15 protein-coding genes are annotated in these 15220 nt (G+C 66.0%); 3 read left to right on the top strand and 12 right to left on the bottom strand.

Features of this window, described 5'->3' with window-relative positions; translation table 11 throughout:
• Window positions 1-15: 15 nt before the first annotated feature.
• A complete protein-coding gene (gene ychF / locus AC5RUM_RS10860; protein ID WP_400578803.1) occupies window positions 16-1101 on the bottom strand; it encodes a redox-regulated ATPase YchF in 1086 nt (361 codons plus the stop codon).
• 157 nt (window positions 1102-1258) lie between these two features.
• Here ychF and AC5RUM_RS10855 point away from each other — a divergent pair, with 157 nt between their 5' ends.
• On the top strand, window positions 1259-2500 hold the full coding sequence (locus AC5RUM_RS10855) for a DNA recombination protein RmuC (protein ID WP_494034934.1): 1242 nt from the start codon (window positions 1259-1261) through the stop codon (window positions 2498-2500).
• Between the two features lie 20 nt (window positions 2501-2520).
• On the opposite strand, the gene AC5RUM_RS10850 is transcribed toward AC5RUM_RS10855, so the two are convergent.
• Window positions 2521-3597: a 4-hydroxy-3-methylbut-2-enyl diphosphate reductase gene (locus AC5RUM_RS10850; protein ID WP_494034933.1), complete on the bottom strand. Its 1077-nt coding sequence runs from the start codon at window positions 3595-3597 to the stop codon at window positions 2521-2523.
• Between the two features lie 89 nt (window positions 3598-3686).
• A complete protein-coding gene (locus tag AC5RUM_RS10845; RefSeq protein WP_494034932.1) occupies window positions 3687-4529 on the bottom strand; it encodes a hypothetical protein in 843 nt (280 codons plus the stop codon).
• Between the two features lie 185 nt (window positions 4530-4714).
• Here AC5RUM_RS10845 and xseA point away from each other — a divergent pair, with 185 nt between their 5' ends.
• Complete coding sequence (xseA, locus tag AC5RUM_RS10840; protein ID WP_494034931.1) at window positions 4715-6007, top strand: exodeoxyribonuclease VII large subunit; 1293 nt, start codon at window positions 4715-4717, stop codon at window positions 6005-6007.
• A gap of 51 nt (window positions 6008-6058) precedes the next feature.
• Complete coding sequence (locus AC5RUM_RS10835; RefSeq protein WP_494034930.1) at window positions 6059-6310, top strand: exodeoxyribonuclease VII small subunit; 252 nt, start codon at window positions 6059-6061, stop codon at window positions 6308-6310.
• Window positions 6311-6340: 30 nt separating this feature from the next.
• Here AC5RUM_RS10835 and AC5RUM_RS10830 read toward each other — a convergent pair whose 3' ends face one another.
• From AC5RUM_RS10830 to AC5RUM_RS10790, 9 genes are all read right to left on the bottom strand, one after another.
• Window positions 6341-7195, bottom strand: a complete 855-nt coding sequence (locus tag AC5RUM_RS10830; RefSeq protein ID WP_494034929.1) for a PPK2 family polyphosphate kinase — start codon at window positions 7193-7195, stop codon at window positions 6341-6343.
• Between the two features lie 35 nt (window positions 7196-7230).
• Entirely contained in the window at window positions 7231-8451 is a 1221-nt protein-coding gene (locus tag AC5RUM_RS10825) for a pyridoxal phosphate-dependent aminotransferase (RefSeq protein WP_494034928.1), read from the bottom strand.
• A 130-nt stretch (window positions 8452-8581) separates the two neighbouring features.
• Window positions 8582-9538 (bottom strand): ABC transporter substrate-binding protein, encoded by a 957-nt coding sequence (locus AC5RUM_RS10820; protein ID WP_494034927.1) that lies wholly within the window; start codon window positions 9536-9538, stop codon window positions 8582-8584.
• A complete protein-coding gene (locus AC5RUM_RS10815) occupies window positions 9535-10278 on the bottom strand; it encodes an ABC transporter permease (RefSeq protein WP_400578821.1) in 744 nt (247 codons plus the stop codon). Before AC5RUM_RS10815 ends, AC5RUM_RS10820 begins: the two co-directional genes overlap by 4 nt.
• Window positions 10275-10988, bottom strand: coding sequence for an ABC transporter permease (locus AC5RUM_RS10810; RefSeq protein WP_494034926.1), 714 nt, complete (start codon window positions 10986-10988; stop codon window positions 10275-10277). Before AC5RUM_RS10810 ends, AC5RUM_RS10815 begins: the two co-directional genes overlap by 4 nt.
• Window positions 10988-12088, bottom strand: coding sequence for an ABC transporter ATP-binding protein (locus AC5RUM_RS10805; protein ID WP_494034925.1), 1101 nt, complete (start codon window positions 12086-12088; stop codon window positions 10988-10990). Before AC5RUM_RS10805 ends, AC5RUM_RS10810 begins: the two co-directional genes overlap by 1 nt.
• 191 nt (window positions 12089-12279) lie before the next feature.
• Complete coding sequence (gene rsgA, locus AC5RUM_RS10800; RefSeq protein WP_494034924.1) at window positions 12280-13431, bottom strand: ribosome small subunit-dependent GTPase A; 1152 nt, start codon at window positions 13429-13431, stop codon at window positions 12280-12282.
• A gap of 284 nt (window positions 13432-13715) precedes the next feature.
• Window positions 13716-14168: an NUDIX hydrolase gene (locus AC5RUM_RS10795; protein ID WP_494034923.1), complete on the bottom strand. Its 453-nt coding sequence runs from the start codon at window positions 14166-14168 to the stop codon at window positions 13716-13718.
• 92 nt (window positions 14169-14260) lie between these two features.
• Window positions 14261-15133 carry an N-acetylglucosamine kinase gene (locus AC5RUM_RS10790; RefSeq protein ID WP_494035146.1) on the bottom strand — a complete coding sequence of 291 codons (873 nt, stop codon included), beginning with the start codon at window positions 15131-15133 and terminating at the stop codon, window positions 14261-14263.
• Window positions 15134-15220 lie beyond the last annotated feature (87 nt).

Raw genomic sequence — 15220 nt, 5'->3', positions numbered from 1 at the left:
GGAAAACAGGCCACACTACACGTTGAAGCGGAACTCCACGACGTCGCCGTCGGCCATCACATATTCCTTGCCTTCGATGCGGACCTTGCCGCGGGACTTCGCCTCGGCCATGGACCCCGCGTCGATGAGGTCTTCGAAGGAGACGACTTCGGCCTTGATGAAACCACGTTGGAAGTCGGAGTGGATTACTCCTGCCGCCTGCGGGGCGGTGTCCCCCCGGTGGATGGTCCAGGCCCTGGCCTCTTTGGGACCTGCCGTCAGGTACGTCTGCAGCCCCAGCGTGTGGAAGCCGACCCGCGCCAGCTGATCGAGTCCCGACTCGTCCTGGCCGTTCATCTCAAGCATTTCGCGGGCCTCGGCCTCGTCCAGCTCCACGAGGTCAGACTCCAGCTTGGCGTCAAGGAAGATGCAGTCAGCGGGCGCAACCATGGCCCGCAGCTCCGCCTGCTTCTCAGGGCTGCCGAGGATGGCTTCGTCGGCGTTGAAGACGTATATAAAGGGCTTGGCCGTAAGGAGGCCAAGCTCCTTGAGGTGCTCCATCTCCAGCTTGTCGCTCTTGATGGAGGAGTAAATGGTGTCGCCGCGCTCCAGGACCGCCTGCGCGGCCTTGATGGCAGCGAGCTCAGCGGCCTCCCGCTTCTTGATCTTGACCTCTTTTTCGATCCGGGGAATGGCCTTCTCGATGGTCTGCAGGTCTGCAAGGATCAGTTCGGTGTTGATGGTTTCCATGTCCGAACGGGGGTCGACTTTGCCGTCGACGTGGATGACGTCGGGGTCGTCGAAGACACGCACCACTTCGGCGATGGCTTCCGCTTCGCGGATGTTGGCGAGGAACTGGTTGCCCAGCCCTTCTCCCTCGGATGCGCCCTTGACGATGCCGGCGATGTCTACGAAGGAGACGGCTGCGGGCAGCACGCGCTGGGATCCGAAGATCCCGGCGAGCTTCTGGAGCCGCGGGTCGGGCAGGTTCACGACGCCGATGTTCGGTTCGATGGTGGCGAACGGATAGTTCGCCGCCAGCACCTGGTTGCGGGTCAGTGCGTTGAAAAGAGTTGATTTGCCGACGTTGGGCAGTCCGACGATGCCAATAGTAAGAGCCACGGACATTGATTCTACCCGTTGCGCCGGCGCCGGCTGCTACGGGCCCGGCCGCGAGGCGTCACTCCCCTGCACGCGGCCCGGTTCTGTCAAGGCCCCGGCCGGCCACGGCGCCGCCGCCTTCGGCAAAAATGTCACACCTGCATGCCACAGTGAAGGCATGGATTCTTTTGCAGTCATTTTGGCCCTCCTGATGCTGTTGCTCGGCGCCCTCGCGGGGGCGGCGTTCGCCTACATGGTCTTGCGCCGCCGCACCGCGGCGCTGGAAGCGGATTTCGACGGCGTTTCGGCGCGGCTCTCGGCGGTCACCGCCCAGTATGCTGCTGCCGAAGCCGAGCGCAAGCTGCTTGCCGTGCAGAACCGGGAACTGGGCGAGTCACGCCAGCAGGACGGCAGTGTCCTGCGGGCTCTGGCGCCGGTCGCCGAAAAGCTGACGGCCGTTCAGCAGCAGGTTTCCCTGCTGGAACGTGACCGGCTGGAGCAGTACGGGCAACTGGCGCAGCAGCTGCAGGAGGCCAGGCTTTCGGATGAACAGCTGATGAGGTCCACGCATGCTCTCGAAGCGGCGCTGCGATCGAACAGCGCCCGCGGCCAGTGGGGTGAAGTCCAGTTGCGCCGGGTCGTTGAAGCCTCCGGGATGCTGCGCCATGTCGATTTCCACGAGCAGCTTCACAGCGCGGGAGCTGACGCATCGGTCCGCCCGGACCTCGTGGTGCAGCTGCCCGGTGACAAGCAGCTGGTGGTCGACGCCAAAGTGCCGCTGTCCGCGTACCTTGAGGCCCAGGATCTTGGCCACACCGACAGGGACACCGGCGGGAGCCGGTCAAACCAACAGGTCCTGCTGGCTGCGCACGCAAAGGCGCTCAAGTCCCATGTTGATGCCCTCAGCAACAAGAAGTACTGGGACATATCCGGCAACTCCCCGGAGCTGGTCATTTGCTTCCTGCCGGCCGAGTCCATCCTCGCGGCCGCGCTCTCTGCCGACCCCGGGCTCCTGGACCATGCGCTCTCCAGGAACGTGGTTCTGGCCTCGCCCGGCACGCTGCTGGCCGTCCTCAAATCCGTCGCGTTCACCTGGCGGCAGGACGTGCTGACCGACAGTGCCCGCGAACTGTTCGAACTGGCCCGGCAGCTCTATGAACGGATGGGAACCCTCGGGGAAAATGTCAGCAAGCTGGGGTCCTCGCTGAAAACCTCGGTGGACCGGTACAACTCCATGGTGGGCACGTTGGAGGCCCGGGTCCTCCCCACGGCGCGGAAGCTCAATGCCCTCGACGCCACCGGGCTTGCCACGCCGTCCGCGGTCCAGGTCACCGCCCGCGCCGTATCCGCTCCCGAGCTGCAGGCACGGGAACGGTCAGTGGCAGCACCGGAGGAGGCACCTGAAGAGGACGCCGCGTAGGCCTCACCCTTCCCTGCCGGCTAGTTTGAGCGTCTGCCGCCGAGGGCCCGGGAAACGTCGCCGGCTTCCTTGAGGGTTGCGCGGAGTTCCTTGGGCAACGAGAAGAGCAGGTCCTCTTCGGCGGTGACGACTTCCTCGACGGTGCCGTAGCCGTAGTCGGCCAGCAGGCGGAGAACGTCCTTGACCAGCACCTCGGGAACGGAGGCACCGGACGTGACGCCGACAGTGGCCACGCCTTCGAACCAGGCCTCGTCCACCTCGTTGGCGAAGTCGACGCGGTAGGAAGCCTTTGCCCCATACTCGAGCGCGACCTCAACCAGGCGCACCGAGTTGGAGGAGTTGGCCGAACCGACCACAATCACGAGGTCCGCCTGGGGCGCGATCTTCTTGATGGCCACCTGCCGGTTCGTGGTGGCATAGCAGATGTCGTCGCTGGGCGGGTCCTGCAGCGTCGGGAAGCGCTCCTTGAGCAGCCGGACGGTTTCCATGGTTTCGTCAACGCTCAGTGTGGTCTGCGACAGCCAGATGACTTTTTCCGGATCCCGGACGGTCACTTTGTCCACCTCATGGGGACCGTTGATGATCTGGATGTGCTCCGGTGCTTCCCCGGCGGTGCCCTCCACTTCCTCATGGCCGTCATGGCCGATCAGGAGGATGTCGAAGTCGTCCTTCGCGAAACGGACGGCTTCCTTGTGGACCTTGGTCACCAGGGGGCAGGTGGCATCGATCGTGCGCAGGCCGCGGTCGCCCGCGGACTGGACGACGGCCGGTGACACGCCGTGGGCCGAGAAGATGACCAGCGCGCCTTCGGGCACCTCATCGGTTTCGTCCACGAAGATGGCGCCCTGCTCTTCAAGGGAGCTCACGACGTGCACGTTGTGCACAATCTGCTTGCGGACGTACACCGGAGGCCCATAATGCTCCAGCGCCTTCTCCACCGCGATGACGGCACGGTCTACACCCGCGCAATACCCGCGGGGGGCCGCCAGCAGGACCTTTTTGGGGGCGGATACCGGTGCGGCTGCCGACACGTCCTCGGGCGAACGCCGCCGGCGCGGGACAGTTGGCATCGAAAGGGAGACTGCTGAGGAGGTCATTTCTCCATGCTACCGGGTGTGGCAGTGCGTCCCGGCAGCCCGGCCGGCCGGCCGAAAACCTCCGGACCGGGCATGGTCCCCGGAGGGCTTCAGCGCTTTCGGGCAGCGCCGCCAAGAAGACCGAACACGAGGCCCGCGCCCAGCAGCACGGCCCCGGTGACCGCGCCGGCCTGGATCCAGGACCCGAATCCGTTTGCCGAGGCTGCCACGAATTCCCGCTTAAACAGGTCTGCCACCTCGTTGCCGCTCGCTGTGCCCATGACCGCGTCGGTTGCCCAGCGGGCCCCCAGGCTCCACAGGCCGGCCAGCCCGAGGGCTCCGATCCCCGTGCCCACCAGCACTGACCACCGCCGCCGGGCCGCCACAAGGGCAAGGAGGAAGGCGATGCCTGCCCCGATGGCCAGGCTGTATCCAACCGGAGCGTAGGCGGCGACCTGCTCGATGAGCTGGCGCTGGCTGGACTGGCCAGCGGTCAGCAGAGTCTGCTCCGGGGCTTCCAGCGGCACGCCGAGACGCTCGGAGATCTGCTTGGCCGCGAGGGCCACAAGCGGCGCCACATCCAGGGTGATGGAGGTCGCAGTTTCGGAGGAGCCGCCACCCGCCGCGGCAAAGTTGAGCCGGTGGCTCTTCCGCAAGGTTTCTTCCCAGGCAGCGGGGTAGCCCGGGAGTCCGGTGAGCGACGCGGCAGCCGATTCCAGCAATGGCCGGACGGCCTCGGCCAAGGGGCCGGGTACCGCTCCCCCGGTGTCGATTCCGCCCACGGCGGCGGAGGCAAGCCGGTTCTGAAATGTAGGATCCTTGCCCAAAGGAGCGGCCAAGGCAACAAAGCCGTCCTCCTGCACGATGTTGCGGTCCGCCCACATGGCCGGGACGGCAAACGCGGCCAGCAGCAGGCCAAGGACAACGGCCAAGGCCGAAACAAAAGAACGCAAGGGATTCCTAGCTGGTTGGGGGGTTCCTGGCGGGTAGATGGGACACAGCCATCCTAGGGGCGGGGCCGCATGAGCAAAAAATGTCGCCGCCCGGTGATAAAGCTATGGATAGAGTTGATTAACCCACCGCGACGGCAAAGGACAGCCACTCATGCAACAGGGCAACGCCTCCACCCGGGCTGCACATGGCTGAAAATGCCACCGTGCCGGCCGCCGGGCGCACAACGGTGCCTCCCACCGCCGCAGACACCAGCCCGGACAACCCGTGGCCGCTGCAGTTGCTGTCCCAGAAACTCAAGGCCCATATCGAACGGGCTCCGGCGGCGTGGGTCGAAGGCCAGGTCATCGAACTGAACCGGCGTGGCACCAGCGCCTTCCTGACGCTCAGGGACGTAGACGCGGAGATTTCACTGCCGGCGTCCGTCTGGTCGAAGATCCTGGACCGCCAGGAGACCCCGCTCGAGCGCGGCAGCCGCGTGGTTGCCCTGCTCAAGGCCGAATTCTGGCTGAAGACCGGCCGGCTGAACATGTCCGTCAAGGACATCCGCCCGGTAGGCCTGGGCGACCTCCTCGCCCGGATCGAGAGGCTGCGCCACGCCCTCGCCGCCGAAGGCCTCTTCGCCGAAGGCCGGAAGAAACGGCTGCCGCTGCTGCCCCACCGCATCGGCCTCATCACCGGCCGGGACTCCGACGCCAAGAAGGACGTCCTCCGCAACGCAGCGTTGCGGTGGCCCGCCGTCGAGTTCGAAATCCGGGAGGTGGCCGTTCAGGGAAACACCGCGGTGAGCCAAATTGTCGGGGCGTTGAAGGAACTCGACTTCCGCCCCGACGTCGACGTCATTGTCATTGCACGCGGAGGGGGCGCGCTGGAGGACCTCCTGCCCTTCAGCAACGAGGAACTGATCCGTGCCGTCGCCGGTGCCGTTACCCCGGTGGTGAGTGCCATCGGGCACGAGGCGGACCGGCCCATCCTGGACGACGTCGCCGACCTTCGCGCTTCCACACCCACGGACGCCGCCAAGCGGATCGTTCCGGAAGTCTCGGAGGAGCTCGCCCGGGTCCGACAGGCCGAAGCGCAGCTGCACCGCTCGGTCTCCCAGCTTGTCGCCAGGGAATCTGACCGCCTCGCCGCCCTGCGTTCCCGACCGGCCCTCGCCTCACCGGAAGGCATGGTCACTGCGCGGGAGGAGGATGTGGAACGACTTTCCCGCCGCTCCACTGCGGCGATCAGCGCGGCTGTCACCAGGGCAGCGGACCAGCTCGCCCACCTCCAGGCCCAGGTCAGGGCCCTGTCCCCGCAACAAACCCTGGACCGCGGCTACGCCGTGGTCCAGCTCGCCGAAGCCAGCGGGGCGGCAGCAGGGACAGTCGTGCGCCACCCCTCGCAGGTTCCGCCCGCCACGGAACTTTCCGTCCGGGTTGCGGGCGGGCGGTTCGGTGCGACATCGACCGGTACCCGCCAGCCCGCCGGCGCCTGATGCATGACCGAGAAACCACCCAGTTCAACAAACACGACAGGTGAAACTGACATGACCGACCACACCAACGACGCCGCACCCGAAACTGCAGCGCAGGCACCCCTGCCGGCAGACATCGAGGCGCTGAGCTACGAGGAAGCACGGGAGCAACTGGTGGGCGTGGTATCCCGGCTCGAAGCCGGCGGGACAAGCCTTGAAGATTCACTCGCCCTCTGGGAGCGGGGCGAAGCCCTCGCCCGCCGCTGCGAAGAATGGCTGGAGGGCGCACGGAAGAGGCTGGCGGCCGCCCGCAAGGTCAGCTGAGGCAGCAGTAAATAGCGGCGGTTCCGTCCGTTAGGACCTTTCAACGAGGCGGCGTTCGGCGTCCACGTCGAACTCGGCTTTGGGCCACTCGAGATGCAGCTCTCCGAGCGCCTCCAGAAGCAACTGCTGCACGGCGATCCGCGCGTACCATTTCTTGTTGGCAGGCACGACGTACCACGGGGCATGCTCCGAGTTGGCGGCATCGAATGCCGCCTGGTACGCAGCCATGTAGTCTTCCCAGAATGCGCGTTGCTTCAGGTCTCCGGTGTTGTACTTCCAATGCTTGGCGGGATTATTCAGCCGGGCCAGGAGGCGCTCCTTCTGCTCCGCGTTGCTGATGTGAAGCATGACCTTGATGACCTTCGTGCCCACGGCAACCTGCCTGGCTTCGAACTCGTTGATGGCCGCGTAGCGGCGTTCAAGCTCCTTCGGGTCGGCCCAGCGGTGAACTCGGTGGATCAGGACGTCCTCGTAGTGAGACCGGTCAAAGACGCCCAGCATGCCGGCGGCGGGGACTTCCTTTTCGATGCGCCAGAGGAAGTCGTAGGCCTTTTCCTCGGGTGTCGGTGCCTTGAAGGACTTGAACTGGACGCCCTGCGGATCCATGGCGCCCAATACGTGCTTGACGATTCCGCCCTTGCCGGCGGTATCCATTCCCTGCAGGATCAGCAGGACCCGCTTATTGCCGCCAAATTTCGACTCGGCAAACAGCTTCTCCTGAAGTTCCGCGAGCTTGTCGTCGAGGTCCTTAAGGAGGGTTCCGCCGTCGGCCTTGTTCCCGGGATAGCCCGGGGTGGTATTAGGGTCAACATCCGCCAGCTTGAAGCCCTTGCCGACCCTCAGGGATCCGGAGGGGAACTTCGTGAAATCCACGACGCCGGTCATGTTGGCCTCTTTCCACAGTTGTGTGTGGGAACAGGCTAGTTCCCCTGATACCTGCTGAGGAAGTCTCCCATCCGGCCAATTGCTTCTTCGATGTCCTTCACGTTTGGCAGGGTGACCATCCTGAAATGGTCGGGCCGCACCCAGTTGAACGCCCGGCCGTGGGATACGAGGATTTTTTGTTCCCTGAGCAGGTCCAGGACGAACTTCTCGTCATCGCGGATGTGGAAAACCTCGGGATCCAGCTTGGGGAACAGGTACAGGGCTCCCCTGGCCTGCTGCGTGCTGACACCCGGGATGGCGTTGAGCATGTCATACGCTTTGTTTCGCTGCTCCAGCAGGCGTCCGCCAGGCAGGATGAGGTCGTTGATGCTCTGGTAGCCGCCCAGCGCAGTCTGGATGGCATGCTGCGCCGGCACATTGGCGCAGAGCCTCATGTTGGCGAGCAGGTTGATGCCTTCGAGATAGTCGGAGGCATCCTTCTTCGGACCAGAGATGGCCATCCACCCTGCCCGGTAGCCGCACACGCGGTACGCCTTGGACAGTCCGCTGAAGGTCAGGCACAGGACGTCGTCGCCGGTGAGCCCGGCCATGTTCACGTGGACGGCGTCCTCGTACAGGATCTTTTCGTAGATCTCGTCGGCGAAGAGCACCAGCCCATGCTTCTCCGCCAGGGCCACGATTTTCCGGAGCGTGCTTTCCGGGTAGACGGCACCTGTCGGGTTGTTCGGGTTGATGACCACGATGCCTTTGGTGCGCGGGGTGATCTTGGCTTCCAGGTCATCCAGGTCCGGCTGCCAGCCCGATTCCTCGTCGCAAAGGTAGTGGACCGGACGTCCACCGGCGAGGGCCACCGAAGCCGTCCACAGCGGGTAGTCGGGCGTGGGGATCAGGATCTCATCGCCCTCTTCGAGCAGAGCCATGAGCGACATGGTGATGAGCTCACTCACGCCGTTGCCCAGATAGATGTCGTCCACGTCGATGTTCTGGATGCCGCGGGTCTGGTAGTACTGCGAAACCGCCGTGCGGGCCGAGAAGATGCCACGGGAGTCGCTGTAGCCCTGGGCATGCGGCAGGTGGCGGATCATGTCCACCAGGATCGCGTCCGGCGCTTCAAAGCCGAAGGGGGCCGGGTTTCCGATGTTCAGTTTGAGGATGCGGTGTCCCTCTGCCTCCATCTGCTGGGCGGCCTGAAGAATCGGTCCACGGATGTCGTAAAGGACATTATGAAGCTTGGTGGACTGCTTGAATTCTGCCATCCATCAAATATGCCATATGCGGGATGTACTTCCGGGGAGACGTGGCTCACATGCGACGGCGGCTGCCGGCTTCGCAGGGAAGTCCGGCAGCCGCCGTCGTGGTTCAGTTCTTGAGTGTGGGTGGCTTGCCCTACTTGACGATGCCCTTGTCCTTGAGCCAGGCCGCGGCCGCATCTTTGGCATTCTGCTTCTGGGTGCCGCTGACTGCACGGTTGAGGTTGATGAGGTCTTCGGTCGTCAGGATCCGGGACACGCCGTTCAGGGCCTCCTTGGCCTTGTCCGTCATCTTGGCGCTGTTGTACAGGGGCAGCACCTGCTGGGCCTTGAAGTTGTTCTTGGGGTCTTCCAGGACCACAAGGTCGTTGTCGGCGATCGAAGGGGTTGTGGTGTAGATGTCGGCCACCTGGACTTCATCCGTCAGGAGTGCCTGCAGGGTCAGGTTGCCGCCACCGTCGTTGAACGGTTTGAGCGCCTTGAGTTCGCAGTTGTAGTTTTTCTTCAGCCCTGGGAACCCGTAGGCGCGCGTTTCGAACGTGGCCGGTGCGGCCATCGTGAAGTCCTTGCAGACCTTGGCCAGGTCCTCGATGGATTTCAGCTGGTGCTTCTCGGCCGTCGCCTTGGTCACGACCATGGCATCCTTGGACTCGGCCTTGGCCGCTTCCAGCACTCCGAGGCCCTCCGGCAGCTTCTCGGGCAGGGCCTTGTAGACGTCCTCCGCGGCGACTTCCGGAGCCTCGGCGTCCACGTGCGAGAGCAAGTTCCCCGAGTAGTCCGGCACGACGTCCACGGAGCCGTCCTGCACAGCCTTGAAGTAGATCTCGCGGGAGCCGATGTTGGGCTTGGTGGTGGTTGTGATGCCGGCCGCGTTCAGGGCCCCGGCGTAGATTTCGGCAATGACCTGGCTTTCGGGAAAGTCGGCAGAACCGACAACCAGGGAGCCGCCACCCGTCGCACCGCCTGCGGTGGTGGTCGGTGACGTCAGCGGATCGCCGCCGCCGCAGGCCGAGAGCGCCAGGGCCATGCCAACACCTGCGGCAAGGCCGCCCAGGCCGCGGCGGGTGACGGTCGTGCGGATGGGGTGCTTCATGGGGTACCTCCTTGAACAGCGGCCGTCGCGGGTGCGGCAGCCGAGCGTGTGGTGGCGGCCTTGCGGCCGCCCTTGGGACCGGTGGCCAGTCCGGGGGAAACCAGCAGCCTCTGCGCCGCTGCAAGCACGAGGTCGACGGCGATCGCCAGGCCGGCGATCAGCAGCGAACCGGCCAGCATCCGGGGGAAGTCCTGGAGGACCAGGCCGTCGAAGAGGTACCGTCCGAGTCCCCCGAGAGGCAGATACGCCACGACGGATACGGTGGCGATCACCTGCAGCACGGCCGTCCTGATGCCCCCGAACATCACCTGGAGACCGTTGGGCAGCTCCACCCGGAAGAGGATCTGCAGTTCCTTCATGCCCATGGCGCGCGCGGCATCCACAACTGCCGGGTCGACGCTGGAGATCCCGGCGTACGTGCCTGCCAGCAGCGGCGGGACCGTGAGGATCACCAGCGCCCACACCGGCGGCATGAGGCCGCTGCCGGCGATGAGCGCGAAGAGCACCAGCAGGCCCAGCGTGGGCAGGGCCCGCAGCGCTCCTGCCACGGCCACTGCCGCGACCCTCCCCCGCCCGGTGTGGCCGATGTAGAGCCCGACCGGCACGGCGATCGCCGCGGCGATGGCCAGGACGAGGCCGCTGTACTGCAGGTGCTCGAGCAGCCTGTTGGCGATGCCTGAGGTCCCCGTCCAGTGGCTTGGATCGGCGAGCCAGGCAAAAGTTTCGGTGAAGATACTCATGGCCGGGCCCCCGCATGGATCTGCGTCTCGGCAATGTACTCCGCACCCGTCACCGGCTCCGCGCGCGAGGGCGCAGCCGATACCCGGGTCCACGGCGTGAGCAGCCGCTCCAGGAGGACCAGGACGGCATCCATCAGGAGTGCCAGCAGGAGAATCGCAACGATCCCCACCACCACCTCCGTGACGAAGGTCCGCTGCAGCCCGTCCGTGAAGAGGATCCCCAGGTTTCCCACGCCCAGCAGTGCGGCAACGCTCACCAGCGAAATGTTGCTGACGGACACCACCCGCAGTCCGGCGAACAGGACAGGAAGGGAGAGGGGCAGATCGATGGACAGGAAGCGTGCCATGGGTTTGTAGCCCATCGCCACGGCCGCCTGCCGCAGGTCGTCATCGACCGAATCGAAGGCGTCCATGGCAGCCCGCACCAGCAACGCCACGGCGTAGATCGTGAGGGCAACGATGACGTTCAGCGGGTCCAGGATCCTCGTGCCCAGCAGGGGCGGCAGGATGATGAAGAGTGCCAGCGACGGGATCGTGTACAGCAGCGACGTCAGGGTGGTCACAAGGGACCTGAGCACAGGGTGGCGCCGCGAGACCTGGGCCAGCGGAATGGAAATCAGCAGCCCCAAAACCATGGGCACCAGGGCAAGGACCAGGTGCTGGCCTGCCCGCTCGAAGACGATGCCGCTGTTCGCCAGAAACCAGTCCATCAGAGGGCATCCTGGCGGACCCGGCGGGCGGATTCGATGACAGCGAGCACTTCCGCCGCCTCGATCACGCCCGCGACCTTCCCCTCGCTGTCCACCGCCACGCCCAGGCCCGACGGCGACGACAGGGCGGAATCCAGCGCGCGGCGCAGCGTATCCCCGGGCCGGAACAGCGAGCCTCCCGGGATGAGTTCGGAACCGGAGCCGGGGCCTTCCCAGCCCAGGGGGCGGGACTCCGCGTCCACGACGAGGCGCCAGTCACGGGCGTTTCCCGTCATGCCGGCGTCGGCGTCTCCGCCGCGGGTGACAGTCGCCACCGGCCGGATGGTCACGCCGTCGGCCGCCGTAAACCCAAGGTGCCGGAACCCGCGGTCGCGCCCCACGAAGGACGCCACGAACTCACTGGCCGGTGCGCGGAGGATTTCCTCCGGGGTGGCGTACTGGGCGAGCTTGCCGCCGACGGCGAAGACCGCCACCTTGTCACCCAGCACGGTGGCCTCGTCGATGTCATGCGTGACAAAGACAATCGTCTTGGCCAGATCGCGCTGCAGCCGCAGCAGTTCCCGCTGGAGCTCGTCGCGGACCACGGGATCCACTGCGCTGAAGGGTTCATCCATGAGCAGCACCGGCGGATCGGCAGCCAGGGCACGGGCCACGCCCACCCGCTGCTGCTGCCCTCCGGAGAGCTGGGACGGGTAGCGCTTCCCAAGCGCGGCAGCCAGCCCGACGACGTCGAGCAGTTCTTCGGCGCGCCTCCGTGCGTCCGCCTTGGAGACGCCGTTCAGGCGCGGCACCGTAGCGATGTTGTCCAGCACCGAGCGGTGCGGCATGAGGCCGGAGGACTGCATGACATAGCCCATGGACCGCCGAAGCTCGGCCGCCGGCACCGACGTGACATCCTTGCCGTCCACAGTGATGGTGCCGCTGGTGGGCTCAACCATCCTGTTGATCATGCGCAGGGAGGTGGTCTTTCCGCATCCTGATGGTCCGACGAACACCGTGATGGAGCCTTTGTCGATGGTCATGCTCAGGTTGTCCACCGCCGGCTGTCCACCCTGGTACTGCTTGGTGACGCTATCGAACTCAATCATGGCTTCGGCCATTCCCGGGCTTACCTAACTGTTGTCAGCAACATCGGACAAGCGAGCTGATCATAAGCACGCTGAATTTTGGGTGTAAAGCGCGCTTTGACAAAGCGTAACCAGTGCCTGCGGGAAAGTAACCGCAGACGCCCATACCGTAACCATTCGGAGACAACCGCCGGCAGGATGGGTTCCCGACCGAAAACGCCGGCCTAGCCGTTTCTGTACCGTTCCGCCGCGCGCTGGGTCCTTCCCGCGACCGCCACTTTCTGGTGCCATTCGCGCTGGTAGGCCCGCCGGGCCGCAGCGTCGTGACGCCGGTTCAGGGCGGCAAGTTCGCGCTGCAGCTTGAGATAGCTGGCCCACCGCCTGGTGTCCAGGGTTTCGTCGGCGAGCGCAGCCTGGACGGCACAGCCCGGTTCGCGGTCGTGGGCGCAGTCGGAGAACCGGCACTGCCGGAACAGCTCCTCAAGATCGCCGAACATTTCGCCCATGCCCTCGTCGGCGTCGAACAGCCCAAAGCCGCGCACTCCGGGCGTGTCCATGAGCACCGCGCCGCCCGGCAGTGGCACCAGCTCCCGGGACGTGGTGGTGTGCCGTCCCCTGCCGTCAGCTGCCCGTACCTCTCCCGTGGACTGGACCTCCCTGCCGGCGAGTGCGTTGATGAGCGTGGACTTGCCGGCGCCGGAGGGCCCCAGCAGCACGAGGGTTCCTCCGCTGGGCACGTGGGCGAGCACCTCGTCCAGGCCGTCCCCCTGCTCTGCTGATGTGGTCACCACGTCGACTCCGGCCGCCTGCAGGATGACCTTCCCGACGACGTCATCCGCGAGGTTGGCGAGGTCGGCTTTCGTGATGATCACCAACGGTGTGGCGCCTGAATCCCAGGCCGCAACGAGGGTCCGTTCCAGCCGGTTGTGGGTCAGCGGCCGGTCGACCGGAACCACCACGCCCACCACGTCGATGTTGGCGCCCAGAACCTGCGCCTCGGAGGACGCGTCGAACGCCCGTTTGCGGCTCAGCTCGGACGTGCGCGGAAGCACGGCGACGACGGCCGGCTCACCGGCGGCGTTGTGCCCGAGCCAGACCCAGTCGCCGCTGGCAGGCACGGGCGGCGAGGCCGGATACGGCACGTGCGCCAGGCCATCCGCCGTGGCGACGAGAAGGCGGTTGCGGTCAACCCGGACGACCCGGCCAGGCATTTGCCCGCCGGTTACCGGGTGGGCCGCGAAATGCGCGGCCACGGAGGCCGTGAAACCGTACTCGGCTGGTCCCCGCAGGTGTGCGGTGCCGGGCTTGTGGCTGGACTGGTTGTTTTCAGCTATTGCGTTGTTTTCGGCCATTGCAGGGCCGGAAGGATTGTTCACTGTGGACCTCTGGGTGGGGCCCCTGGGCACCACGCTTGCCATCCCCTACGAGCATGTATCGGGGCGGCGGCTGAGGATTAGGCGGTGCCGAATCGCGGGGCAGGATTAATGAAGGAGTCTTTGCTTATGCGCTCCGGGCGCAGGAAAGCTGCAATCATCAGGTCCACCTCCCCGCTGCGTCTCATGCCGGATGCCCTATCCGGTCGCTCCCAACAGGATAGCCAGCGGGTCTTTGCTTGGCTAGGAAATTCCGGGCTCAGCTAGGAAATTCCGGGGCAAAAAGCTCAGTCGAGCTTGCCGTTAACGGGCCGCTCCCTGAACAGCCGCAGCGCCGCATCCACCAGTGAGACGCGGTTCAGGGAGCCAACTTCATCCAGCGGGATCCAGGCAGCGTGGGTGGTAGTGCCGTCCACCTCATGGGTGAGTTCCCCGCCGGTGATCCTTGCCTCGTACACGAGCCGGAGCGCCTGGAAGTCCCGGTCGATGCCGTCCAGCCGTGATCCTGAGGGCCAGTGGCCGACGTCGATCCCCAGCATGGCACCGATCTCGGCGTGGTAGCCCGTTTCCTCGAAGATCTCCCGGACGCATCCGTCCACCGGATGTTCTGCGAGGTCCAGGCCGCCCCCGGGAAGCGTCCAGCCCTCCTTGCCGTCCTGTTTCCAGTACGCCAGAAGAATGGCGTCGTCGCGGAGGATCACGGCGTAGGCGGCGGGACGGGTGTCGAAGAGAACGCTCATGAATCCAGCCTAGCCCGGGCACCCCCGAGGAAGCCTCGGCAGCAGCGGCCCCGGGCCGGGGCTGCCCGCGGTCTGCCGCTAGTGCCGTTCGCCTAGTGCTGTTCGCCCACGAGCTGCAAAACCCCAAAGACGGGCTCCCGGTCAAGGACCCGCACGTCGGTGACGCCGGCCGCGCCGAGGTGGTTCCTGAAGGAGTCCTGCAGGCGGACAACGTTCATGCCCAGGCCGCTGCCCAGGATCACCGGGCCCTCCAGCCCAAGCTGCCGGAGAACCTGCGCGGCCATGCCGGCCAGGTCCTTGCCCGCCTGGTCGAGGAGCTCCTGGCTGACCCGGTGGCCGGCGTCTGCCGCCTCCACCACAAGTCTGGCCTGCTGGGCCCAGTAGCGCCGTCCCGTGCTCGGGGAATGGAACAGGGCGATCAGCTTGTTGGGGTCCTCAATGCTGCAGGAGGCCAGCAGGGCACTCGTGAGGTCATCGGGCTCCAGCCCCTGGTTCATGCGGCGGAGGCTGTGGCGGACGGCCTCCCGCCCAAGCCAGTAGCCGCTGCCTTCGTCCCCCAGAAGGTAGCCCCAGCCGCCGGCCCGGGCCTCTTGCCCCTGCCCGTTCCGGCCCCAGGCAGCCGATCCGGTGCCCGCGATGACAGCCACGCCGCTGGCCGCGCCGCCGGCCGCCAGCAGCAAGCGCGAATCATGGACCACGGTGACCGTTGCGCCGGGTACGTGGGGCCTGATGAGCGCCGCCAGCGCGGCGGCGTCCTCCTCGGTATCAATCCCTCCGGCGCCGGCATAGACGTGGGCCACGGGACCCTGGCCGATCTTTGCAAACAGTTCCGCCAGATGCGCCGCCGCTTCGTCGCGGGTGACGTTCTGGACGTTGGAACTGCCGACGGTTTCGTCGGCCACGGGCCGGTCGTTCTCGAAACGGACGCCCCGCGTCTTGGTGCCGCCGATGTCCAGGCCGATCACGGTGCCTGCAGCAGGAACAGCACGGGCCGGGCGGGCGTCCTCCGGGGGAAGGGCGGCGTCCGTTTGAGGCGAAGGGGCAGCCTTGCC

The sequence above is a fragment of the Arthrobacter sp. B2060 genome, from assembly GCF_059090445.1.
This window is presented reverse-complemented; position numbering and strand designations above follow the sequence as displayed.